The sequence below is a fragment of the Streptomyces avermitilis MA-4680 = NBRC 14893 genome, assembly GCF_000009765.2.
In the GTDB taxonomy this organism is placed as follows: domain Bacteria; phylum Actinomycetota; class Actinomycetes; order Streptomycetales; family Streptomycetaceae; genus Streptomyces; species Streptomyces avermitilis.
In genome coordinates, this window is sequence record NC_003155.5 from 8310557 (window position 1) to 8333592 (window position 23036).

General features: G+C 67.9%; 13 protein-coding genes and 2 rRNA genes. 6 read left to right on the top strand and 9 right to left on the bottom strand.

The window, feature by feature from the left end:
- Nucleotides 1-89: 89 nt before the first annotated feature.
- The 5 genes from glpK to SAVERM_RS35785 all read right to left on the bottom strand — a co-directional run bounded on the left by glpK (nt 90) and on the right by SAVERM_RS35785 (nt 6152).
- Entirely contained in the window at nt 90-1613 is a 1524-nt protein-coding gene (gene glpK, locus SAVERM_RS35765; protein WP_010988360.1) for a glycerol kinase GlpK, read from the bottom strand.
- Between the two features lie 18 nt (nt 1614-1631).
- Nucleotides 1632-2381, bottom strand: a complete 750-nt coding sequence (locus SAVERM_RS35770) for an MIP/aquaporin family protein (RefSeq protein WP_010988361.1) — start codon at nt 2379-2381, stop codon at nt 1632-1634.
- Between the two features lie 406 nt (nt 2382-2787).
- A complete protein-coding gene (locus SAVERM_RS35775) occupies nt 2788-4413 on the bottom strand; it encodes a GGDEF domain-containing protein (RefSeq protein ID WP_010988362.1) in 1626 nt (541 codons plus the stop codon).
- Between the two features lie 126 nt (nt 4414-4539).
- A complete protein-coding gene (locus SAVERM_RS35780) occupies nt 4540-5730 on the bottom strand; it encodes a lipid-transfer protein (protein ID WP_010988363.1) in 1191 nt (396 codons plus the stop codon).
- On the bottom strand, nt 5727-6152 hold the full coding sequence (locus SAVERM_RS35785; RefSeq protein ID WP_037646615.1) for a Zn-ribbon domain-containing OB-fold protein: 426 nt from the start codon (nt 6150-6152) through the stop codon (nt 5727-5729). The genes SAVERM_RS35780 and SAVERM_RS35785 overlap by 4 nt, the downstream gene beginning before the upstream one ends.
- Nucleotides 6153-6402: 250 nt before the next feature.
- Between SAVERM_RS35785 and SAVERM_RS35790 the strand changes: the two genes are divergently transcribed.
- Nucleotides 6403-6939: an NUDIX domain-containing protein gene (locus SAVERM_RS35790; protein ID WP_010988365.1), complete on the top strand. Its 537-nt coding sequence runs from the start codon at nt 6403-6405 to the stop codon at nt 6937-6939.
- A gap of 39 nt (nt 6940-6978) precedes the next feature.
- Here SAVERM_RS35790 and SAVERM_RS35795 read toward each other — a convergent pair whose 3' ends face one another.
- A complete protein-coding gene (locus tag SAVERM_RS35795) occupies nt 6979-9345 on the bottom strand; it encodes a glycoside hydrolase family 31 protein (protein WP_010988366.1) in 2367 nt (788 codons plus the stop codon).
- A 213-nt stretch (nt 9346-9558) separates the two neighbouring features.
- Between SAVERM_RS35795 and SAVERM_RS35800 the strand changes: the two genes are divergently transcribed.
- Nucleotides 9559-11526: an acetoacetate--CoA ligase gene (locus tag SAVERM_RS35800; RefSeq protein ID WP_010988367.1), complete on the top strand. Its 1968-nt coding sequence runs from the start codon at nt 9559-9561 to the stop codon at nt 11524-11526.
- On the opposite strand, the gene SAVERM_RS35805 is transcribed toward SAVERM_RS35800, so the two are convergent.
- Nucleotides 11527-12846, bottom strand: coding sequence for an aminotransferase class I/II-fold pyridoxal phosphate-dependent enzyme (locus tag SAVERM_RS35805; RefSeq protein ID WP_010988368.1), 1320 nt, complete (start codon nt 12844-12846; stop codon nt 11527-11529).
- 111 nt (nt 12847-12957) lie between these two features.
- On the opposite strand from SAVERM_RS35805, the gene SAVERM_RS35810 reads away from it, so the two are divergent.
- Both SAVERM_RS35810 and SAVERM_RS35815 read left to right on the top strand, forming a co-directional pair.
- Entirely contained in the window at nt 12958-14166 is a 1209-nt protein-coding gene (locus tag SAVERM_RS35810; protein WP_037646617.1) for an MFS transporter, read from the top strand.
- Nucleotides 14167-14188: 22 nt separating this feature from the next.
- On the top strand, nt 14189-15082 hold the full coding sequence (locus SAVERM_RS35815; RefSeq protein ID WP_010988370.1) for a hypothetical protein: 894 nt from the start codon (nt 14189-14191) through the stop codon (nt 15080-15082).
- Nucleotides 15083-15169: 87 nt separating this feature from the next.
- Here the strand turns inward: SAVERM_RS35815 and ptsP are convergent, their stop codons facing one another.
- Together ptsP and SAVERM_RS35825 are read right to left on the bottom strand one after the other, a co-directional pair.
- Nucleotides 15170-16840 carry a phosphoenolpyruvate--protein phosphotransferase gene (gene ptsP / locus SAVERM_RS35820; protein ID WP_010988371.1) on the bottom strand — a complete coding sequence of 557 codons (1671 nt, stop codon included), beginning with the start codon at nt 16838-16840 and terminating at the stop codon, nt 15170-15172.
- 76 nt (nt 16841-16916) lie between these two features.
- Nucleotides 16917-17366 (bottom strand): PTS sugar transporter subunit IIA, encoded by a 450-nt coding sequence (locus tag SAVERM_RS35825; protein WP_010988372.1) that lies wholly within the window; start codon nt 17364-17366, stop codon nt 16917-16919.
- A gap of 675 nt (nt 17367-18041) precedes the next feature.
- On the opposite strand from SAVERM_RS35825, the gene SAVERM_RS35835 reads away from it, so the two are divergent.
- Nucleotides 18042-19567, top strand: a 16S ribosomal RNA gene (locus SAVERM_RS35835).
- A gap of 312 nt (nt 19568-19879) precedes the next feature.
- Nucleotides 19880-23002, top strand: a 23S ribosomal RNA gene (locus SAVERM_RS35840).
- Together the 16S and 23S rRNA genes form the textbook arrangement of a ribosomal RNA operon.
- Nucleotides 23003-23036: the final 34 nt, after the last annotated feature.

Below are 23036 nucleotides of genomic sequence, written 5' to 3' on the forward strand. Positions count from 1 at the left end.
GCCGCAGCCGTGCACGCGCGCGTGGCTCACGAAGGACGCACGCGCGTGTGCACGTCCCTTTCCGCCGGGGCCCTGTCGGCGGGCCCCTCTCAGTTCACGCCGTCCTCCTCGTGCCAGCCGAAGCTCTTCTCCACCGCCTTGCGCCAGTTGTGGTACTCGCGGTCGCGCTCCGACGCCTCCATGGAGGGCGTCCACTCGACGTCCTTCTGCCAGTGCGACTTCAGCTCGTCGAGGTCGTTCCACACGCCGGTCGCGAGCCCGGCCGCGTAGGCGGCGCCCAGGCAGGTGGTCTCGGAGACCCTGGGGCGGATGACCGGCACGCCGAGCACATCCGCCTGGTGCTGCATCAGCAGATTGTTCTTGGTCATGCCGCCGTCGACCTTCAGGGTGGTGATCCGCACCCCGGAGTCCTGGTACATGGCGTCGACGACCTCACGCGTCTGCCAGCTCGTGGCCTCCAGTACCGCGCGCGCCAGGTGTGCCTTCGTGACGTACCGGGTGAGGCCGGTGACGACACCGCGTGCGTCGGAGCGCCAGTACGGCGCGAACAGGCCGGAGAACGCGGGCACGATGTACGCCCCGCCGTTGTCGTCGACGCTCGCCGCAAGGGTCTCGATCTCGTCCGCCGTACGGATGATGCCGAGTTGGTCGCGGAACCACTGCACCAGCGCGCCCGTGATCGCGATCGACCCTTCGAGGCAGTAGACCGGCGCCTCGCCACCGATCTTGTAGCCCATGGTCGTCAGCAGGCCGTTCTTCGACGGCACGGGCCGGTTGCCGGTGTTGAGCAGCAGGAAGCTGCCCGTGCCGTAGGTGTTCTTCGCCGTACCCACGTCGTAGCAGGCCTGTCCGAACACGGCCGCCTGCTGGTCGCCGAGCGCCGACGCGACGGGCACGCCCGAAAGCTGGCCCACGGCCGTCCCGTACACCTCGGACGAGGACCTGATCTCGGGGAGGACCGCCTCGGGGACGTTCATCGCGGACAGGATGGAACGGTCCCACTGGAGCGTCTCCAGGTTCATCAGCATCGTGCGGCCTGCGTTGGTCACATCGGTGACGTGCCGGCCGCCGTCCGTGCCGCCCGTGAGGTTCCAGATGAGCCAGGAGTCGATGGTGCCGAAGGCGATCTCGCCGCGCTCGGCACGGGCCCTGAGCCCAGGCACGTTGTCGAGCAGCCAGGCCGCCTTGGGCCCGGAGAAGTAGCTGGCCAGCGGCAGCCCGGTCTGCTCGCGGAAACGGTCCTGCCCGTCCGAGCCGCCCAATTCGTGGCAGAGCGCGGACGTACGCGTGTCCTGCCACACGATCGCGTTGTGCACGGGCTTGCCGGTGGCGCGGTCCCACAGGACCGTCGTCTCGCGCTGGTTGGTGATGCCGAGCGCGCTGAGCTGGTCGGCGCGCAGTCCGGCCTTGGCGATCGCCCCCGCGACCACCGCCTGCACCTTGGACCAGATCTCGGTGGCGTCGTGCTCCACCCAGCCGGGCTTGGGGAAGATCTGGCGGTGTTCACGCTGGTCGACGGCGACGATCGCGCCGCCGTGGTCGAAGATGATGCAGCGGCTCGAGGTGGTGCCCTGGTCGATGGCGGCGACGTACTTCTGGGCGTTGTCCGGCATGGCTACCCCTTGGTCGCTTCAGAAGGCTACGTGGTAGATGAGGCCTGCGAGCGCTCCTCCGATCAGCGGGCCGACGACCGGGATCCAGGCGTAACCCCAGTCGGAGGTGCCCTTGTTCGGGATCGGCAGGAAGGTGTGCACGATACGGGGGCCGAGGTCACGCGCCGGGTTGATGGCGTAACCCGTCGGCCCGCCGAGGGAGAGACCGATGCCGACGACGAGCAGCGAGACGATCAGCACCGTGATACCGGACTCACCGAGCCCCTTGGTGAGTCCGAAAGCGAGGATCGGCAGGACGAGAGCGATCGTCGCGATGATCTCCGTGATCAGGTTGGCGACCGGATTCCGGATCTCCGGGATGGTGGAGAAGATGCCGAGCGTAGGCACCGGCTCGTCCGCCGTGCCCTCCGTGGTGCCCTCCTTGCGCACGTTCGCCTGGAACTGGGCGAGGTACACGAGGTACGCGAGGACGGCACCCAGCACGGCGCCGACGAGCTGGCCCAGCAGATAGATCCAGACCTTGCCCCAGGTGCCCGTGTCGATGGCGATCCCGATGGTCACGGCCGGGTTGAGGTGCCCACCGGAGAGCGGTGCGGCGGTGTACGCGCCCGCCAGCACTCCGAAACCCCAGCCGAACGCGATGACGACCCAGCCCGAGGCACGTGCTTTCGAGTATCTGAGTGTGACGGCGGCGCAGACTCCCGCGCCGAAGAGAATGAGGATCGCGGTGCCGATGATCTCACCGACGAATATGTCTCCGTTGCTCATGGCGACTCCTAGGCCCTCGCCCGGGGCGATCCCCGGTTGACCGTGCAGGGTGCGTTTCCCATGGCTACGTCAGCCGAAGGCAGGGAGTGTCCCGCGCCCCGCCCGGCGTCCGTGATGAGCGTGCCGTCGCAGTGGAATCGCCCGTGGGGGATGGCCCTTCGAACAGGCGTGGGCCCGAGCGGCGCGGTGCCTGGAGACGCCCGAATGCGGCGATGCCGACCGACAACCGGAAGTGTTCACCGGCACCCAGGGAGCGTCAAGGTCGTGGACAGCAACGGTTGGGCGCCGCAAAAGAGGACACGCTCGGCGGCCCCGGTGACCGACGGCTGTGCCCGTCGTCCGGCCGGCCTCGGTATGCCGGGTTCCGGTCGTCCGTTCGGGACCGCCGGGCTCCACGGTCTTCTTGCTACCCCGCATGGGCCGCGGCCGCGCCCGAGCCGCGACGGATCTCATGGCCCGGCAGGCCCGCGCGGCCGAGTACCCAACTGGCGCCGCTGAGCGCCTTCGCCGCCTGCTTGAGGGGTGCGAGACAGGCCGCCGCCTGCCGGTGGTCGGTCACACTGCCCGGCGGGCACAGGACGGTGGCCAGGGACAGCGTGACGGTGCGTCCACCCGCCGACCAGGGAGCGTCGAGCACCGAAGCCGCCACCGGATCGAGTGCGTCCGCATCGGCCAGGACCAGGAAGTCGTCGCCGCCGATGTGCCCCACCCGCGTGGCTCCGGACGCCGCGCGCTGCAACGCCCGCCCCACGGCCCGGATCAGCTCGTCGCCCGCGGCGAACCCGGCACCGTCGTTGACCTGCTTGAAGCGGTCGACGTCCAGCCAGCTCAGCGCGAACATCCGGCCGTCCGCGATCCACCGGTCCACCTCTCCGGTGATCGCGTCCGAACCGGGCAGCCGCGTCAGCGGATTGAGCCCCGCGGCCTCTTCGACCCGGCTCTCGGCCAGCGCCCGTACGAGATCCGCGAGCCGTACGACCCCCACGCACCGGCCGTGCCGGTCGACGACCGCGACGTCGTCGGAGGTGCGGTCCGGGCCCCCGACCGCCACCACGTCGAGCACCTCCCACGCCGTGGCGTCGACCCCGACCGTTCGCGGCGGATCACTGAGCTTCGCCGCCGGCCGGTCGGCATACAGCGCATGTCCGTAGCGCCCGGACATCGACAGCAGGAAGCGCGACCGGTGCACCGAACGGACCGGCACCCCGCCCGCGTCCACCAGCAGCACCCCGGACACGTCGGGCGATCCGGTGAGCAGCGCCCGCACCTGTGCCGCCGAGGCCATGGCGGGCAGCAGGGCGGCAGGCCGTACGAACTGCCGTACCGGCGGTCCGGTGCGCGGGGCCGGCACGGCGGCGGGGGAGAGCGTCGGAAGGTATACATCCGCCACAGGCAGCCGCGAGGGCGGCGCGAACAACTCGCCCTGCGCCAGCTGGGCCCCCGCCGCGAGGGCCGCCGCGCACTGCGACTCCGTCTCGACGCCCTCGACGGAGAGCAGCGCGCCCAACTGCTCGCACAGTGTCCGCATCGCCCGCACCGCGGCCGGCCGCGTCAGCAGCGACACGTCCAGCTTCAGCAGATCCGGCGCCATGTCCGTGAGCAGCCGCAGCGGTACGTCGCCGTCGCCGATGCCGTCCGCGCAGATCCGGAAACCCTCGCTCCTGATTGCGGCGACCGCCTCCAGCAGCGCCTGGTGCGGGACGTGTGTGTACGGCGGGCAGATGTCGACCGTCACCTCCCAGGGCAGTCGCCCCGCCTCGCGCACGGCGTCCCGCAGCGCGGCGAGACCGCCGAGGTCGGCCGGCGTTCCCGCGAACACGTTCACATGCAGTGGCAGCAGCGTCTCCTTGAGCGCTGCGGCACGGATCCCCGACGCGGCCAGCCTGCCGTCGAGTTCCGGGTCCCGGCGGGCCTGTGCCAGCACGTCGCCGGTCTCCGGGCGAGCGAGTATCTCCAGCGCCGCGACCCCTCCGGTCGTCAGATTGACCACCGGTTGGAAAGCGAAGCGGAGAGTATCCATCCAGGAGGGCACGGCAGCATGATGGCGCCGCCCGCACCCGCTGAGGCCCAGTTCATGAGCTGTTCACACAGCATTCCAGGGTGATCACAGAGCGTGTCGGCACCCCGCGCGCCGGCTCATCTCACTCTCATCTCACCCTCATCGGACCGCGATCACCGACGACCCGTGCCCGAACAGCCCCTGGTTCGCGGTGATCCCCACCCGCGCCCCCGGGACCTGCCGATCACCCGCATCACCCCGCAGCTGCCATGTCAGCTCGCACACCTGGGCGATGGCCTGTGCCGGAACCGCCTCTCCGAAGGAGGCCAGGCCACCGCTGACGTTCACAGGTATGCGCCCGCCGGGCGCCGTCGCGCCCTCCCGCAGGAGCTTGGCCGCCTCGCCCTCGCTGCACAGCCCCAGGTCCTCGTACCACTGCAACTCCAGGGCGGTGGACAGGTCGTACACCTCGGCCAGGGAGAGGTCCTCAGGCCCGACCCCGGCCTCCTCGTACGCGACCCGCGCGATCGACGTACGGAACGTCTCGGCCGGGGGCTCGACCGCCACCGCCGAGTCCGTCGCGATGTCCGGCAGGTCGAGCACGGTCCGGGGATAGCGCGGGCTCACGGTGGACACCGCCCGGATCCGCACCGGGTCCGGTGCTCCGCGGCGCCGCGCGAACTCCATGCTGGACAGCACGAGCGCCGCGCCGCCGTCCGAGGTCGCGCAGATGTCGAGCAGCCGCAGCGGATCGGCGACCACCGCGGAGGCGGCGACCTCCTCGGCGGTGACGCGCTTGCGGTAGCGGGCGTTCGGATTCAACGCCCCCGAGGCGGCGTTCTTCACCTTGACCTGCGCGAAATCCTCCACAGTGTCTCCGTGGACGGCCATCCTCCGGCGCGCGTACAGCCCGAAGTACGTCGGATTGGTCGCCCCGAGGACCCGGAACCGCAGCCAGTCCGGGTCGTCGGGCCGGTCGCCGCCCGCCGGGCGGAAGAACCCCTTGGGCGCCGAGTCGGCGCCCACCACGAGCACCACGTCGGCGAGCCCCGACAGGATCTGCGCCCGCGCCGCGCTGACGGCCTGCGCGCCCGATGCGCAAGCCGCGTACACGCTCGTCACCCGCGCGCCCTGCCACCCGAGGGCCTTCGCGAACGTCGCCCCGGCCACGTAGCCCGGGTAGCCGCCGCGCACGGTGTCCGCGCCGACGATCGAGCCGACCTCCCGCCAGTCCACCCCGGCATCGGCCAAGGCGGCGCGCGCCGCCGCGACCCCGTACTCGACGAAGCCGCGCCCCCACTTGCCCCACGGGTGCATCCCCGCGCCGAGCACCGCCACATCGTCCGTCATGCCGTCACCCCCGTCGGCCGCCAGTGCCAGGTCGTCCAGGTCGTCCCCGCGTCCTCGTTCAGCACGCCGGGGACGACCTCCACCTCCATGCCCACCGTCAGATCGGCGACGGTGACCCCGGGAACCGACTGTCCGAGCACCACGATCCGCTCCGCTGCGAGCTCCACAGCGATCAACGCGCGAGGCTCCCACGAGAGTTCCGGATCCGTCACATACGGTGACGGCGGTCGGTACCGGCTGTCCGTGTACGACCAGACGCGCCCACGCCCGGACAGGGCGACCTCGGCCAGTTCGCCGCCGGGGCAGCCCGGATTGCGGCAGTGGGCGTCCTCGCGAGGGAAGAAGACGGAAGCGCACGCCGAGCAGCGTGTGCCGAGGAGCCGGAAGTCGTTCCCGTCCCCGGCGAACCATCCGGAGACCACAGGAGTGCGGGTACGCGACAAAACTCCTCCACGGCACTCGACCTGATCCGACCTGACCTGACGGACCGTCAGAAGTGTGCCATGGGCAACGGAAAATGGGCAGTGCGTCGCGCAGAACGGGTCGACGCCGCCCTGCGCCGGAGTATCGGTCGAGGACGGGCGGGCCCATGAGGGTGGTTCCGGCCGCCCCTCGCCCGATCAGGCGGGGACGGTATGGGGATCGCTCGCTTGATCGGATACAGTCCGCCGGGTGTCCGCATCCCGTCACCCCACCGCCAACTGCGTGCCGGACTCCCACTGTTCGAGCTGCGGAGCGCCCTACGGAGAGGGCGTCTCCGGCTGGCCCCGCAGCTGCCCCGTGTGCGGCACGGTGGCCTACCGCAATCCGCTGCCCGTCGCGGTGGCCCTGCTGCCCGTGTACGACGCCAGAGGCACCGCCCTGGTCGTCATCACCCGAACCATCCCTCCCGCGCGCGGGGCCGTCGCGCTGCCCGGAGGGTTCATCGACCATCGGGAGGACTGGCGGCACGCCGTCGTCCGTGAACTCAAGGAGGAGACGGGCATCGACGCCGCGAGCCGCGATGTACGGCTCGCCGACGCCATGAGCTCGCCCGACGGCCATCTGCTGCTGTTCGGACTCCTCCCGGAGCGCCCGGCCGCCGACCTTCCGCCGTCGACGGGCACGGACGAGACCGAGGGCTGGCAGCTGCTGCGCCGGCCGGCCGAGCTCGCCTTCCCCCTGCACACCCTGGCGGTACGGGGATGGTTCGAGGGCCGGTACGTCTGACGGCCGACCGCACGGCAGGCGGGCGTCGGCACGTGGGCATCACGCCTGGGGCAGTCCTCGCACACGCACCGGATACGAGGGCTCGCCCGGGCCCTCGTCGCCGTCCCGCTCGACGACCACCCGCTGCCCCCGCAGGCGTGTCACATACTGCTCGATCTCCGGCTCGTCCCAGCCGTCCCCCGAGTCCGGCACGACGAGTCCGCCCCCGGTGCGCCCGCGCGCCGGCCTCCACACCTCCAACTCCAGACGGCCACCGTCGCCCCGCACCGGCAGGACGGCACCCGCGCGCGCGAGCACCGGAATCCGCGACAGGGGGGCGCCGATCAGCACCTGGCCCGGTCCGTCGTACGCCTTCTCGGTGACCGTGTCGTACCAGCGCCCGCGCGGCAGCTGCACCGCACGCCGGTCCGCCCCCGGGTCCAGGACCGGTGCCACCAGGAGGCTGTCACCGAGCAGGAAGGCGTCCTCGCAGTCGCGCAGCGCCCGGTCCTCGGGCGCGCCCCACCACACGGGCCGCACATAGGGCGCTCCCGTACGGCGCGCCAGATGCGCCAGCGTCATGAAGTACGGCAGCAGCCGCCGCCGTTCGACGAGCGCCACGCGCGCGTGCTCGAGGACGTCCTCGCCGAACTCCCAGAGCTCCCTGCGCCCCGCCCGCAGGCCCGCACGGGTACGGAACAGGGGAAGGTACGAACCGAGCTGGAACCACCGCAGATACAGCTCCGGCGACGGACTCCCGTCGAAACCGCCCACATCCGGTCCGGAGTAGGGCACCCCGCACAGACCCAGGCCTATCACCAGCGACAGGGACGCGCGCAGACCGGGCCAGCCGGTGGTCACGTCGCCGGACCACGCCCCTCCGTAGCGCTGCATTCCGCTCCAGCCGGAGCGCGAGAAGATGAAGGGCCTCTCCTGGGGGGACAGTTCCCGCAGCCCCTCGTACCCGGCGCGGGCCATGCCCAGGGCGTACACGTTGTGGGCCTCCCGGTGGTCGCCGCCGCGGCCCTCCAAAAGGTGCCGGGCCGACCGGGGGAGGGTGTTCTCCCCGAAGGCCGTGAACGACACCGGCTCGTTCAGGTCGTGCCAGAAGCCCGCGAAGCCCTGAGCCAGCCGCTCCTCGTAGAGGCCGCCCCACCACTTGCGCACGCGCGCGTGCGTGAAGTCCGGATAGACCGACTCGCCGGGCCACACGACTCCCTCCACGACCCGCCCGGCGGCGTCCCGTACGAAGGCGTCCTGCGCACTCCCGGCGTCGTACACGGCGTTACCCGGCTCGGCCCTGACCGCCGGGTCGACGACCGACACCAGACGTATCCCGTCGCGGCGCAGCTCCTCTGCGAGCACCGGCAGCTTCGGGAAGCGGTCCCGGTCCACCGTGAACACCTGGTGCGCGTCGTAGTGATCGTTGTCCAGATGGACCGCGTCGAGCGGAAGCCCGCGCTCCTGATAACCCGAGACGACCCCCCGCACCTCCTGCTCGCTGCCGGATCCCCGGCGCGCGTGATGGTGTCCCAGCGCCCACGCCGGCGGCAGCGCGGGCGCCCCGGTCAGCGACGCCCAGGTGTGCAGCACGCGCGCGGGGGTGCCCATCATCACCCAGCAGCGCAGCGGACCACCGTCCATCCGCAGCTCGCTCGTCCCCGCCCGGTCGTGCCCCGAGCCCGCCCCCTCCTCGCCTTCGCGCAGCGTCACCGTGCCGTCCCACGAGGTGTCGTGGAACACGAGATGCGTGGCCGCGTCGGCGACCACCAGCTGCACCGGCATCGTGAGGTACAGCGGGTCGTCGCCCGGTCCGACAGCGTGACCGGGATCCGTGTTCCACAGCCGGTAGGTCCCGCCGCGCAGCCGCGGCCCGGCGGCGCGGCCGCCCAGACCGAAGAACCGCGCGTCAGCCGCGACTTCCGACCGCTGCATCCAGTGGGCGGCGCCACCGTCGGCCGGCTCCCACCAGCGGGGCGGCAGATCCCGGCGCAGCGTCACTCCGCCGGGCGTACGCACCTCGACCGCGCCGTGCCGCGACACCATGACCGTGCCGCGCTCGGCCACGACCTGCCAGCCACCGTCCTTGTCGGGCTCCAGAACGGCCCGGGGGTCGGGTTCGGGACAGCGGCCCGCGAGGGCGTACGACGGCTCCGGCCCGGCCCCGTCCCAGCCCCAGAACACGGCGCCGTTCACGGCGACCGTGATGCGCAGCTCGGACCGCGCGAACCGGATGACGCCACCGCCCGGGCCGGGCACCACGCCCTGCACCGGGCCGGGCACCCGGGCGCGCTCGGCACCGCGCCTCGGCAGCCCGGAGGCGTCGGCACGCCTCCTGCGCCACGCGGCCCGTACCGTGCGCAACCCGCCCGCCGCACCCCCCGAGCCGACCGCTTTCACCGAACGCACCAGGTCACGACCGTCCATGCTGCTCACCCTGCCATTGACACCCCCGTACAGGGGTGTCGTTCAACTGTCGTTCACCCGTGGCAGGAGCACATCTTCATGTCGCCGACTATGTGTGGCACACCCTGGTGCAGAAGTCGATCACATGGCATCGTCCGTGTCAGCCGCGTGCCGCGCACACCCCAGCCCGTGCGCGACCTACGCACACGAAGCGCACAGTCCGGGAGCCGCCCCATGACCCCAGCGAACCCCTCGCCGCTCTGGCGACCCGACGAGGAACGCATCGCCCAGGCACAGATCACCAGGTTCCAGTCCTGGGCGGCCGAACACCACGGAGCACCCGCCGACGGCGGCTACGCGGCATTGCACCGCTGGTCCGTCGACGAGCTGGACACCTTCTGGAAAGCCGTCACCGAATGGTTCGACGTACGGTTTTCCACCCCCTACGCGCGCGTGCTCGGCGACCGCTCCATGCCCGGTGCCGCATGGTTCCCCGGAGCGACCCTGAACTACGCCGAACACGCCCTGCGCGCCGCCGACACGCGCGCGGACGAACCGGCTCTCCTGCACGTCGACGAGACCCACGAGCCCCGCCCGGTCACCTGGTCCGAACTGCGCCGCCAGGTCGGCTCCCTGGCCGCCGAACTGCGCTCCCTCGGCGTACGCCCCGGAGACCGCGTCAGCGGCTATCTCCCCAACATTCCGCAGGCCGTGGTCGCCCTCCTCGCCACGGCCGCGGTGGGCGGCGTCTGGACGTCCTGCGCCCCCGACTTCGGCGCCCGCAGCGTCCTCGACCGCTTCCAGCAGGTCGAGCCGGTCGTGCTGTTCACGGTCGACGGCTACCGGTACGGAGGCAAGGAGCACGACCGCCGTGAAACGGTCGCCGAGCTGCGCCGCGAACTGCCCACCCTGCGTGCCGTCGTCCATATCCCCGTGCTCGGCACCGAGGCCCCCGAGGGCGCCCTGGAGTGGTCCGCCCTGACCTCCTCCGACGTGGCGCCCGAGTTCGAGCAGGTCCCGTTCGACCACCCCCTGTGGGTCCTGTACTCCTCCGGCACGACCGGCCTGCCAAAGGCCATCGTCCAGTCCCAGGGCGGCATCCTCGTCGAGCACCTCAAGCAGCTCGGCCTGCACTGCGACCTCGGCCCCGAGGACCGGTTCTTCTGGTACACGTCCACGGGCTGGATGATGTGGAACTTCCTCGTCTCCGGCCTCCTCACCGGCACCACGATCGTCCTGTACGACGGCAGCCCGGGCTTTCCGGACACCGCCGCCCAGTGGCGCATCGCCGAACGCACCGGCGCGACCCTCTACGGCACCTCCGCCGCGTACGTCATGGCCTGCCGCAAGGCGGGCGTGCACCCCTCGCGCGACTTCGACCTCGCGCGCGTGCGGTGCGTGGCGACAACCGGCTCGCCGCTGCCGCCGGACGGCTTCAGCTGGCTGCACGACGAGGTCCGCGCCGACCTCTGGATCGCCTCGGTCAGCGGGGGCACCGACGTGTGCTCCTGCTTCGCGGGAGCCGTTCCCACCCTGCCGGTGTACATCGGCGAACTCCAGGCCCCGGGCCTCGGCACCGACCTCCAGTCCTGGGACCCGAGCGGCAAGCCCCTGGTCGACGAGGTCGGCGAGCTGGTGGTCACCAATCCGATGCCCTCCATGCCGATCCGCTTCTGGAACGACCCGGACGGCAGCCGCTACCACGGCAGTTACTTCGACACGTATCCGGGAGTGTGGCGCCACGGCGACTGGATCACCGTCACCTCCCGCGGCTCCGTGGTCATCCACGGCCGCTCCGACTCCACGCTCAACCGCCAGGGCGTCCGCATGGGCTCGGCCGACATCTACGAAGCGGTCGAACGCCTTCCGGAGATCAAGGAATCCCTCGTCATCGGCGTCGAACAGCCCGACGGCGGCTACTGGATGCCTCTCTTCGTCCACCTCGCCCCGGGAGCCACCCTCGACGACGCCCTCCTGGGCCGCATCAAGCAGACCATCCGCGAACAGCTTTCGCCCCGGCACGTCCCCGACGAGATCATCGAGGTCCCGGCCATCCCGCACACGCTCACCGGCAAACGCATCGAGGTCCCGGTCAAACGCCTGCTCCAGGGCACCCCGCTGGAGAAGGCGGTCAATCCGGGCTCCATCGACAACCTCGACCTGCTGGGCTTCTACGAGGACCTGGCCCGCAAGCGCGCCTGATCAACCTCCGTAGGTGGCCTCGGACTCACCCAGCACGACCGCGAAGTCCGAGGCCAGCCGCGCCGCGTCGACAGGTTCGAGCTCGGCGACCGAGATCCGCACACCGGGCCCGGCGACGAGCCGGAACCGGGCCCCCGCCGCGACCCACCACCCGTACGACCGCAGCCCGTTCACCACGGCCGACTCGTCCCGCACGGGCACCCACACGTTCATCCCACTCGTCGCGTGACCCTCGAGTCCGTGCTTTTCGAGCTCTTGGAGGAGAGCACCGCGCCGCAGCGCGTACGTCTCCCGCGCCCGTGTCACCAACGCGCGCGTGCCGTCGTCCGTCAGCAGCCCGTACACGGTCTCCTGAAGGAGATGGCTGACCCACCCCGACGTGAGCAGCAGCCGTCCGTCGTGCCGTGCCAGCGTGGTCGGATCACAGGCCGCGGCAGCCCAGCGCAGGTCCGTCCCGAGGAACTTGCTCACCGTCCGCACATGCACCCAGCGGGTCAGTCCGCCCGCGGTCAGCGTGTGTAGGGGCGCATCCGCGACGGCGGACGCATGGTCGTTCTCCACGACCAACACCTCGGGCTCCTCCCGGAGCACCTCGACCAGCGCGTCCCGGCGCTCCGTGGAGAAGCGCCCGCCGTACGGGTTCTGTGCCCGCGGACTGCACACGACCGCCCGTACGCCGGCCCGCAACGCACCCCGCAGGGCGTCCGGACGTACCCCTTCGTCGTCCACGGCCACCGAAACCGTACGCAACCCCAGCGCCGTGACCAGGTCGAGCAGATGGTGGTAGCCGGGATCCTCCATCGCGACGGCGTCACCCGGCCGCAGCTCCACCGAGAGCAGCCGCCCGATCAGATCCAGCGCCCCGTGTGCGAAGGTCACGTACTCCGTGGGCACGCCGTCGGGCCGCAACCAGTCGCGCACCGCGTCCTCGAGCCGCGCCAGCCGGGGCGTCGACCGATGGGACCGCGCACCGGGGGACAGGTGCGAGGGCGGCACCAGACGGGGGAGCAGTGCGGGATCCGGGTGACCGCCCGCCAGGTCGCGCAGCCCGTCCGGAACTCTGGGCGGCCGTCGTGAGGCCACTGCCGGGGCCGCCGCGACCACGGTTCCGCCACGCCCGCGCGTGACGACGATGCCGCGCCGCCGCAGCTCCTTGTAGGCCGTCGCCACGGTCCCCGGGCTCACCCCGAGCTCATCGGCGAGCCGACGCACCGGAGGCAGCGCCGCCCCCGGGCCCAACGCGCCTTCACTCACGCCTCGTTCGACGGACGAGGCAATCCCCTTGGCCGTCGTACCACTGATCCCATATTGTGTTGCCACGTAACCAAGTATGTATCAATACATAACTGGAAACAAGGGGGAGCAGTGAATCCGAAGCGCCGCGCAGCCGCCTGGTCGACCCGTATTCCAGGAGGTCGCGACGGGCGCAGAATGCTCTGGATCGCCCTCGTCGACCGGATCGGCAGCGGCCTGTGGGCATCCGTCTCCGTCCTGTACTTCACCTACGTCACCGGCCTCTCCGCTGCCCAGGTCGGCACCCTGGCCGCCGTCTCCGGAGCCATCGGCATCGCCGGCGCCCCCCTCGGCGGCCGCATCGCCGACCGCCTGCCCCTCACCCGCGTCCTGATCGCCCTGCAACTCCTGCGCGCCCTGGCCTCCTTCGCCCTCCTCACCACCGGCAACTACGCCCTGCTGCTGGCCTTCTCTGCCGTCGGCAGCCTCGGCGACCGGGCCGCGAACGTGCTGACCAAGCTCTACGCGACGCGGGTCTCCGGCCCCGACCGGGTCCGCTACCAGGCCGTCAACCGGACCGTCGCCAACGCCGGCTGGGCCGTCGGCGGACTCGCCGCCGCCGCGGCCCTCGGCCTCGGCACCTCCACCGCCTACCAGGCGCTGCTGGCCGGCGACGCCCTCTCCTTCCTCGGCGCCGCGCTCCTCACCGTCCGCTGCGGCGAACCACCCTCGCCGACCCGCACCGTGGTCACATCGAAGGACCCGCTCCCCACGACGAAGCCGGCGAAACCCTGGCGCGACCGCACCTACCTCGCATACGTCGCCACCGAGACCGCCCTCTGCCTCCACGACGCGGTGTTCAAAGTCGGCCTGCCCCTGTGGATCGTCCACGGAAGCAACGCACCCCACGGCCTCGCGCCGCTGCTCCTGGTCCTCAACAACGTGCTCGTGGTGGCCCTCCAGGTACCCCTGGCCCGATTCGGCGCCACCACGACCGCGGCACGCGCCCTGTTGCTGCCCCTCGCTGCCTTCTTCGCGCTGGGCGGCGTGGCCATGGCCCTTTCGTCCGCCGGCGGCACCCCTATCGCGACCGGTTGCCTCACCGCCGCAGCCGTCTCCTTCACGATGGCCGAGATGCTCTACGCCACCGTCTCCTGGGAACTCTCCGTCGCACTGGCACCGGCCACCGCGCAGGGCGCCTACCTCGGCGTCCACGGCCTCGCCCAGTCCGTCCAGCGCAGCGTCGGGCCACTCGCCGTCACAGCGGCCATCGCGACCGGACCGGCCGGCTGGACCGTCTTCGGCGCCACCATCGCCGTGACCTGCCTGATCCAGCACCGGCTGGTGCGCGACCGCCTGGCCGGACCGTCGTTGTCAGTGCCGCCAGTTACTGTGAGTGAGCATTGATCGACTGCGCACAGGGGGAAACATGGCGCACACCGAGCACCAGACCATGCGACGCGTACTGCGCCGCGAAATCGCCGGCACCATCGGCTTGTTGACCGACGAACACGACTTCACTGCGATGCTGCGCTACCGCACCTTCGCCTTCGACGACCACGCGACCTACCTCCAGCAGGTGGAAGCCCTGCTGAGGACCCTCGCCGCCCAGGGCGGCCACACCACGGTGGCCCTCTTCGACCCCGAGGAGTACGCGGAGTTCTGCGCCGAGACAGGCCTGGAACCGGACGCGCCGTCCAGCCGCACCCGCTTCACCGCGGAACTCGCCGCGACCGGCCCGACCGTCCCGTACGAGGGCCAACCGCTGGCCGACCTGGTCCCGAACCTCATCGACGAAGCGGTCCGACGAGCCACCTGGCAGTACGCGACGACCGTCCTCACCCGCATCGGCTCCTGCGCCTCCTGCGGCGAGGACATCGGCCGGGCCGCCTTCGCCCGCGCGTCCCACCTCCTCGCCCGCGTCCTCGACACCGCGGACCCGGGCCACCGCCACCTCGTGTGCAGTGTCTCCACCACCCCTGAAGGAGTCATCGCGGTGCTCCACGCCGATGACGACGCGGACGGCACAGCCCGCCTCGACGAGACCGAGGCCCTCGAGTTCACGACGGTCCTCGCCCTCGGCATCGCGACCCGGAGCGCGGGCGGCCTCGTCATGCGCACCAGCGCCCCCGGCAGGACCGACCGTGTCTACGGCTGGCGCCTGCGCGGCGAAGGCCTGCACCCCCTCACCGCGGGGGAGGTCTTCGACGCCTACTGCACCGACATCGCATCCGGAGAGATCGTCTCGCCGGAATCCGGCGTCGACTACAGCGAACCGCCCGACCTCGGCGACGCGGAACACCCCACAGGCCACACCCACTGACCGAGCGAAGGGCGCCTGAACGAACGAGGGGCGCCCCACCGACAGGTGAAGCGCCCCTCGACAAACCGCTACGACGTCCGGTGCCGTCTATTCGCCGGACAGCACCGCCTGAGCCGCGTTGCGCGCCTCTTCGGCCGTGTCCGCGGCACGTGCGGCGGCCGCGGCCCGCTCGCACTGGGCCAGCGTGTACTTCGCCAGCGTCGCCCGTACATAAGGAATCGACGCCGCACCCATCGACAGGGAGGTGACACCCAGACCGGTCAGCACACACGCGAGCAGCGGGTCCGACGCGGCCTCGCCACAGACGCCACAGCTCTTGCCCTCGGCCTTCGCCGCCTCGGCGGACAGCGCGACCAGGTCGAGCAGAGCGGGCTGCCACGGGTCCTGCAGCCGCGACACGGCACCCACCTGCCGGTCGGCGGCGAAGGTGTACTGGGCGAGGTCGTTGGTCCCCAGCGAAAGGAACTCGACCTCCTGGAGGATCGAGCGCGCCCGCAGCGCGGCCGACGGAATCTCCACCATCGCGCCGAACTTCGCCTGCAGCCCGGCCTCCCGGCACGCGTCCGCGAACGCCTTGGCGTCGGTACGGTCCGCCACCATCGGAGCCATGACCTCGAGGTAGACGGGCAGTCCCTCCGCCGCCTTGGCCAGTGCGGTCAGCTGCGTGCGCAGCACGTCGGGGTGTTCGAGCAGAATCCGCAGACCGCGCACGCCCAGCGCCGGGTTCGGCTCGTCCGCCGGAGTCAGGAACTCCAGCGGCTTGTCCGCGCCCGCGTCGAGCACTCGCACGACGACACGGCCCTCGGGGAACGCCTCGAGAACCTGGCGGTACGCCTCGACCTGCTTCTCCTCGCTCGGCGCGTTCTTGCTGTCATCGAGGAAGAGGAACTCGGTACGGAACAGACCGACACCCTCGGCCCCCGCCTCGACGGCGGCAGGCACGTCAGCGGGACCGCCGACATTGGCCAGCAGCGGCACCTTGTGCCCGTCGGAGGTGGCGCCCGGCCCGGTGGACGCGGACAGCGCGGCCTTGCGCTCGGCGGCCGCGGCCTCCAGCTGTTCCTTCTTCTCCGGACTCGGATTCACGAAGATCTCACCGGTGCTGCCGTCCACGGCGATCACTATGCCTTCGCCGATCTCACCCGCACCCGGCAGCGCAACCACGGCGGGCACACCCAACGCCCGCGCCAGAATCGCGCTGTGGCTGGTCGGCCCGCCCTCCTCGGTCACGAAACCGAGAACCAGGGTCGGGTCCAGCAGAGCGGTGTCGGCGGGCGCGAGGTCACGCGCGATGAGGACGTAGGGCTCGTCGCTGTCCGGGACACCCGGCATGGGCACCCCCAACAGCCGGGCGACGATACGGTTCCGCACGTCGTCGAGGTCGGCCACACGCCCGGCCAGGTACTCACCCGCGCCGGCCAGCAGGGCACGGTACGAGGCGAAGGCGTCGTACACCGCGCGCTCCGCGGTGCTGCCGACGGCGATGCGACGCTCCACGTCCGCCATCAACTCGGGGTCCTGGGCCATCAGTGCCTGAGCCTCGAGCACCGCCTGTGCTTCGCCCCCCGCCAGGTTGCCGCGCGCAATCAGGTCGGCCGCCACAGCGTCCACGGCCTTGTGGGCGCGCCCCTGTTCGCGCTCCGCGTCCTCCGCCGGAATCTGCTTGGCAGGCGGTTCCAGCACCGCCGTCCCCATGTGCCGAACCTCGCCGATCGCCACACCGTGGCTCACGCCGACGCCTCGCAGCGTTGTCTCCATCTCACCCGTCTCCGATAGTGCGGCGACTCCCGCCGCCGTGATGATTGTCTGCCTGCCGTCTAATACGGCGTTGATGTCACTGCCAGGAGAAGAGCGGGTCGCCGGCCTTCACGTCGCCCTCGTCACGGACATCGCCCAGCGAATCGACCGTGGCCTCGAGTGCCACGACCGGGCACACCGGGGACTTGCCGGCTTCCTCGACGGCGGCCGGGTTCCAACGGACCACGGCCTGCCCGCGCGTCACGGTGTCACCCTTGTTGACGAGCAGCTCGAAGCCCTCGCCGTTGAGCTGGACGGTGTCGATGCCGAGGTGCGTCAGCACCCCGTGTCCCTCACCGTCGACGACCACGAAGGCGTGCGGATGAAGCGAGACGATGACTCCGTCCACAGGGGCGACAGCCTCCGAGGGCTCGCGCACGGGGTCGATCGCCGTGCCGGGGCCGACCATCGCCCCGGAGAAGACGGGGTCCGGCACTGCGGCGAGTCCGATGGCGCGTCCTGCAAGAGGGGACGTCACGGTGGTCATGGGAAGCCTCCCAGGGGTGGAGATTCAAATGGGCCGTCACTGCCTGTCCCGGACGGCGCACTGTTGAGCAGCGTATGTCATATGAAGTGCCGGTTCCCCGCGAGACGGACCGGTTGACAGCCCTAGGAGCAGAGCGCAAACGATTTGCGCCCACTCGACGCCCCAGGTACAGTCGTACTCCTGCTTGAGGCTGAGCGACGCGACCAAGTGTCCCCGCCGGGCAGCATCCAACTTGTCAGATCCTATCTCGGGGTCTCGTTCTGCATGTCCGCAGGACGGTGGTCAGAGAGACGGAAAAACGCTGATAGAGTCGGAACCGCCGGAAAGGGAAACGCGAAAGCGGAAACCTGGAAAGCGCCGAGGAAATCGGATCGGAAAACGATCTGATAGAGTCGGAAACGCAAGACCGAAGGGAAGCGCCCGGAGGAAAGCCTGAGAGAGTCTCTCGGGTGAGTACAAAGGAAGCGTCCGTTCCTTGAGAACTCAACAGCGTGCCAAAAATCAACGCCAGATATGTTGATACCCCGTCTCCGGCCGATCGGCTGGGACGAGGTTCCTTTGAAAAAGTCCTGCCGACGTTGTTCGGTAGGCGCACAGCGAGGACGCTGTGAACGGCTGGGCTTATTCCGCCCGGCTGTTCCGCTCTCGTGGTGTCGTCCCGATTACGGGAAAACATTCACGGAGAGTTTGATCCTGGCTCAGGACGAACGCTGGCGGCGTGCTTAACACATGCAAGTCGAACGATGAAGCCCTTCGGGGTGGATTAGTGGCGAACGGGTGAGTAACACGTGGGCAATCTGCCCTGCACTCTGGGACAAGCCCTGGAAACGGGGTCTAATACCGGATAATACTCTCGCAGGCATCTGTGAGGGTTAAAAGCTCCGGCGGTGCAGGATGAGCCCGCGGCCTATCAGCTTGTTGGTGAGGTAGTGGCTCACCAAGGCGACGACGGGTAGCCGGCCTGAGAGGGCGACCGGCCACACTGGGACTGAGACACGGCCCAGACTCCTACGGGAGGCAGCAGTGGGGAATATTGCACAATGGGCGAAAGCCTGATGCAGCGACGCCGCGTGAGGGATGACGGCCTTCGGGTTGTAAACCTCTTTCAGCAGGGAAGAAGCGAAAGTGACGGTACCTGCAGAAGAAGCGCCGGCTAACTACGTGCCAGCAGCCGCGGTAATACGTAGGGCGCAAGCGTTGTCCGGAATTATTGGGCGTAAAGAGCTCGTAGGCGGCTTGTCACGTCGGGTGTGAAAGCCCGGGGCTTAACCCCGGGTCTGCATTCGATACGGGCTAGCTAGAGTGTGGTAGGGGAGATCGGAATTCCTGGTGTAGCGGTGAAATGCGCAGATATCAGGAGGAACACCGGTGGCGAAGGCGGATCTCTGGGCCATTACTGACGCTGAGGAGCGAAAGCGTGGGGAGCGAACAGGATTAGATACCCTGGTAGTCCACGCCGTAAACGGTGGGAACTAGGTGTTGGCGACATTCCACGTCGTCGGTGCCGCAGCTAACGCATTAAGTTCCCCGCCTGGGGAGTACGGCCGCAAGGCTAAAACTCAAAGGAATTGACGGGGGCCCGCACAAGCAGCGGAGCATGTGGCTTAATTCGACGCAACGCGAAGAACCTTACCAAGGCTTGACATACACCGGAAAGCATTAGAGATAGTGCCCCCCTTGTGGTCGGTGTACAGGTGGTGCATGGCTGTCGTCAGCTCGTGTCGTGAGATGTTGGGTTAAGTCCCGCAACGAGCGCAACCCTTGTTCTGTGTTGCCAGCATGCCCTTCGGGGTGATGGGGACTCACAGGAGACCGCCGGGGTCAACTCGGAGGAAGGTGGGGACGACGTCAAGTCATCATGCCCCTTATGTCTTGGGCTGCACACGTGCTACAATGGCCGATACAATGAGCTGCGATACCGCAAGGTGGAGCGAATCTCAAAAAGTCGGTCTCAGTTCGGATTGGGGTCTGCAACTCGACCCCATGAAGTTGGAGTTGCTAGTAATCGCAGATCAGCATTGCTGCGGTGAATACGTTCCCGGGCCTTGTACACACCGCCCGTCACGTCACGAAAGTCGGTAACACCCGAAGCCGGTGGCCCAACCCCTTGTGGGAGGGAGCTGTCGAAGGTGGGACTGGCGATTGGGACGAAGTCGTAACAAGGTAGCCGTACCGGAAGGTGCGGCTGGATCACCTCCTTTCTAAGGAGCACTTCTTACCGATCCCTTCGGGGTGAGGTCAGAGGCCAGTACATCAGCGACTGTCTGATGCTGGTTGCTCAAGGGTGGAACGTTGATTATTCGGCACACTCGACCTGCTCAGGTTGGCAAGTACTGCTTCGGCGTGGAAAGCGAACATGGGAGGGCGAGGGTGTCGGGCACGCTGTTGGGTGTCTGAGGGTACGGCCGATTGTGGCTGCCTTCAGTGCCGGCCCCGGTAAAGATCTGCTTCGGCGGGTTGTGACGGGTGGTTGGTCGTTGTTTGAGAACTGCACAGTGGACGCGAGCATCTGTGGCCAAGTTTTTAAGGGCGCACGGTGGATGCCTTGGCACCAGGAACCGATGAAGGACGTGGGAGGCCACGATAGTCCCCGGGGAGCCGTCAACCAGGCTTTGATCCGGGGGTTTCCGAATGGGGAAACCCGGCAGTCGTCATGGGCTGTCACCCATACCTGAACACATAGGGTATGTGGAGGGAACGCGGGGAAGTGAAACATCTCAGTACCCGCAGGAAGAGAAAACAACCGTGATTCCGGGAGTAGTGGCGAGCGAAACTGGATGAGGCCAAACCGTATGCGTGTGAGACCCGGCAGGGGTTGCGTATACGGGGTTGTGGGATCTCTCTTTTACGGTCTGCCGGCCGTGAGACGAGTCAGAAACCGTTGATGTAGGCGAAGGACATGCGAAAGGTCCGGCGTAGAGGGTAAGACCCCCGTAGTCGAAACATCAGCGGCTCGTTTGAGAGACACCCAAGTAGCACGGGGCCCGAGAAATCCCGTGTGAATCTGGCGGGACCACCCGCTAAGCCTAAATATTCCCTGGTGACCGATAGCGGATAGTACCGTGAGGGAATGGTGAAAAGTACCGCGGGAGCGGAGTGAAATAGTACCTGAAACCGTGTGCCTACAAGCCGTGGGAGCGTCGCGCATCGAGTTTACTCGGTGCGTCGTGACTGCGTGCCTTTTGAAGAATGAGCCTGCGAGTTTGCGGTGTGTTGCGAGGTTAACCCGTGTGGGGAAGCCGTAGCGAAAGCGAGTCCGAATAGGGCGATTTAGTAGCGCGCTCAAGACCCGAAGCGGAGTGATCTAGCCATGGGCAGGTTGAAGCGGAGGTAAGACTTCGTGGAGGACCGAACCCACCAGGGTTGAAAACCTGGGGGATGACCTGTGGTTAGGGGTGAAAGGCCAATCAAACTCCGTGATAGCTGGTTCTCCCCGAAATGCATTTAGGTGCAGCGTCGTGTGTTTCTTGCCGGAGGTAGAGCACTGGATAGGCGATGGGCCCTACCGGGTTACTGACCTTAGCCAAACTCCGAATGCCGGTAAGTGAGAGCGCGGCAGTGAGACTGTGGGGGATAAGCTCCATGGTCGAGAGGGAAACAGCCCAGAGCATCGACTAAGGCCCCTAAGCGTACGCTAAGTGGGAAAGGATGTGGAGTCGCACAGACAACCAGGAGGTTGGCTTAGAAGCAGCCACCCTTGAAAGAGTGCGTAATAGCTCACTGGTCTAGTGATTCCGCGCCGACAATGTAGCGGGGCTCAAGCGTACCGCCGAAGTCGTGTCATTCATACAATAGGGCCAACGCCTGTATGGATGGGTAGGGGAGCGTCGTGTGCCGGGTGAAGCCGCGCCGGAAGGCAGTGGTGGACGGTTCACGAGTGAGAATGCAGGCATGAGTAGCGATACACACGTGAGAAACGTGTGCGCCGATTGACTAAGGGTTCCTGGGTCAAGCTGATCTGCCCAGGGTAAGTCGGGACCTAAGGCGAGGCCGACAGGCGTAGTCGATGGATAACCGGTTGATATTCCGGTACCCGCTGTGAAGCGTCAAACATCGAGCCCATTAATGCTAAGGCCGTGAAGCCGCCCTGGAGCCTTCGGGCAAAGGGGAGTGGTGGAGCCGCTGACCCAAGGTGGTAGTAGGTGAGTGATGGGGTGACGCAGGAAGGTAGTCCATCCCGGGCGGTGGTTGTCCCGGGGTAAGGGTGTAGGCCGTGCGATAGGTAAATCCGTCGCGCATTAAGGCTGAGACCTGATGCCGAGCCGATTGTGGTGAAGTGGATGATCCTATGCTGTCGAGAAAAGCCTCTAGCGAGTTTCATGGCGGCCCGTACCCTAAACCGACTCAGGTGGTCAGGTAGAGAATACCGAGGCGTTCGGGTGAACTATGGTTAAGGAACTCGGCAAAATGCCCCCGTAACTTCGGGAGAAGGGGGGCCATCACTGGTGATCCAATTTACTTGGTGAGCTGGGGGTGGCCGCAGAGACCAGCGAGAAGCGACTGTTTACTAAAAACACAGGTCCGTGCGAAGCCGTAAGGCGATGTATACGGACTGACGCCTGCCCGGTGCTGGAACGTTAAGGGGACCGGTTAGTCAAACTTCGGTTTGGCGAAGCTGAGAACTTAAGCGCCAGTAAACGGCGGTGGTAACTATAACCATCCTAAGGTAGCGAAATTCCTTGTCGGGTAAGTTCCGACCTGCACGAATGGCGTAACGACTTCTCGACTGTCTCAACCATAGGCCCGGTGAAATTGCACTACGAGTAAAGATGCTCGTTTCGCGCAGCAGGACGGAAAGACCCCGGGACCTTTACTACAGTTTGATATTGGTGTTCGGTTCGGCTTGTGTAGGATAGCTGGGAGACTTTGAAGCCCGCACGCCAGTGTGGGTGGAGTCGTCGTTGAAATACCAGTCTGGTCGTGCTGGATGTCTAACCTGGGTCCGTGATCCGGATCAGGGACAGTGTCTGATGGGTAGTTTAACTGGGGCGGTTGCCTCCTAAAGAGTAACGGAGGCGCCCAAAGGTTCCCTCAGCCTGGTTGGCAATCAGGTGTTGAGTGTAAGTGCACAAGGGAGCTTGACTGTGAGACCGACGGGTCGAGCAGGGACGAAAGTCGGGACTAGTGATCCGACGGTGGCTTGTGGAAGCGCCGTCGCTCAACGGATAAAAGGTACCCCGGGGATAACAGGCTGATCTTCCCCAAGAGTCCATATCGACGGGATGGTTTGGCACCTCGATGTCGGCTCGTCGCATCCTGGGGCTGGAGTCGGTCCCAAGGGTTGGGCTGTTCGCCCATTAAAGCGGTACGCGAGCTGGGTTTAGAACGTCGTGAGACAGTTCGGTCCCTATCCGCTGCGCGCGCAGGAATATTGAGAAGGGCTGTCCCTAGTACGAGAGGACCGGGACGGACGAACCTCTGGTGTGCCAGTTGTCCTGCCAAGGGCATGGCTGGTTGGCTACGTTCGGGAGGGATAACCGCTGAAAGCATCTAAGCGGGAAGCCTGCTTCGAGATGAGTATTCCCACCTCCTTGAGAGGGTAAGGCTCCCAGTAGACGACTGGGTTGATAGGCCAGATCTGGAAGGCGGGTAACCGCTGGAGGTGACTGGTACTAATAGGCCGAGGGCTTGTCCTCAGTTGCTCGCGTCCACTGTGTTGGTTCTGAAACC

Bases quoted from the DNA above. Each gene is read 5' to 3' on its own strand.
- glpK (WP_010988360.1), bottom strand. From the start codon at position 1,613: ATGCCGGACAACGCCCAGAAGTACGTCGCCGCCATCGACCAGGGCACC.
- SAVERM_RS35770 (WP_010988361.1), bottom strand. From the start codon at position 2,381: ATGAGCAACGGAGACATATTCGTCGGTGAGATCATCGGCACCGCGATC.
- SAVERM_RS35780 (WP_010988363.1), bottom strand. From the start codon at position 5,730: ATGACGGACGATGTGGCGGTGCTCGGCGCGGGGATGCACCCGTGGGGC.
- SAVERM_RS35795 (WP_010988366.1), bottom strand. From the start codon at position 9,345: ATGGACGGTCGTGACCTGGTGCGTTCGGTGAAAGCGGTCGGCTCGGGG.
- SAVERM_RS35800 (WP_010988367.1), top strand. From the start codon at position 9,559: ATGACCCCAGCGAACCCCTCGCCGCTCTGGCGACCCGACGAGGAACGC.
- SAVERM_RS35810 (WP_037646617.1), top strand. From the start codon at position 12,958: ATGCTCTGGATCGCCCTCGTCGACCGGATCGGCAGCGGCCTGTGGGCA.
- SAVERM_RS35815 (WP_010988370.1), top strand. From the start codon at position 14,189: ATGGCGCACACCGAGCACCAGACCATGCGACGCGTACTGCGCCGCGAA.
- ptsP (WP_010988371.1), bottom strand. From the start codon at position 16,840: ATGGAGACAACGCTGCGAGGCGTCGGCGTGAGCCACGGTGTGGCGATC.
- SAVERM_RS35825 (WP_010988372.1), bottom strand. From the start codon at position 17,366: ATGACCACCGTGACGTCCCCTCTTGCAGGACGCGCCATCGGACTCGCC.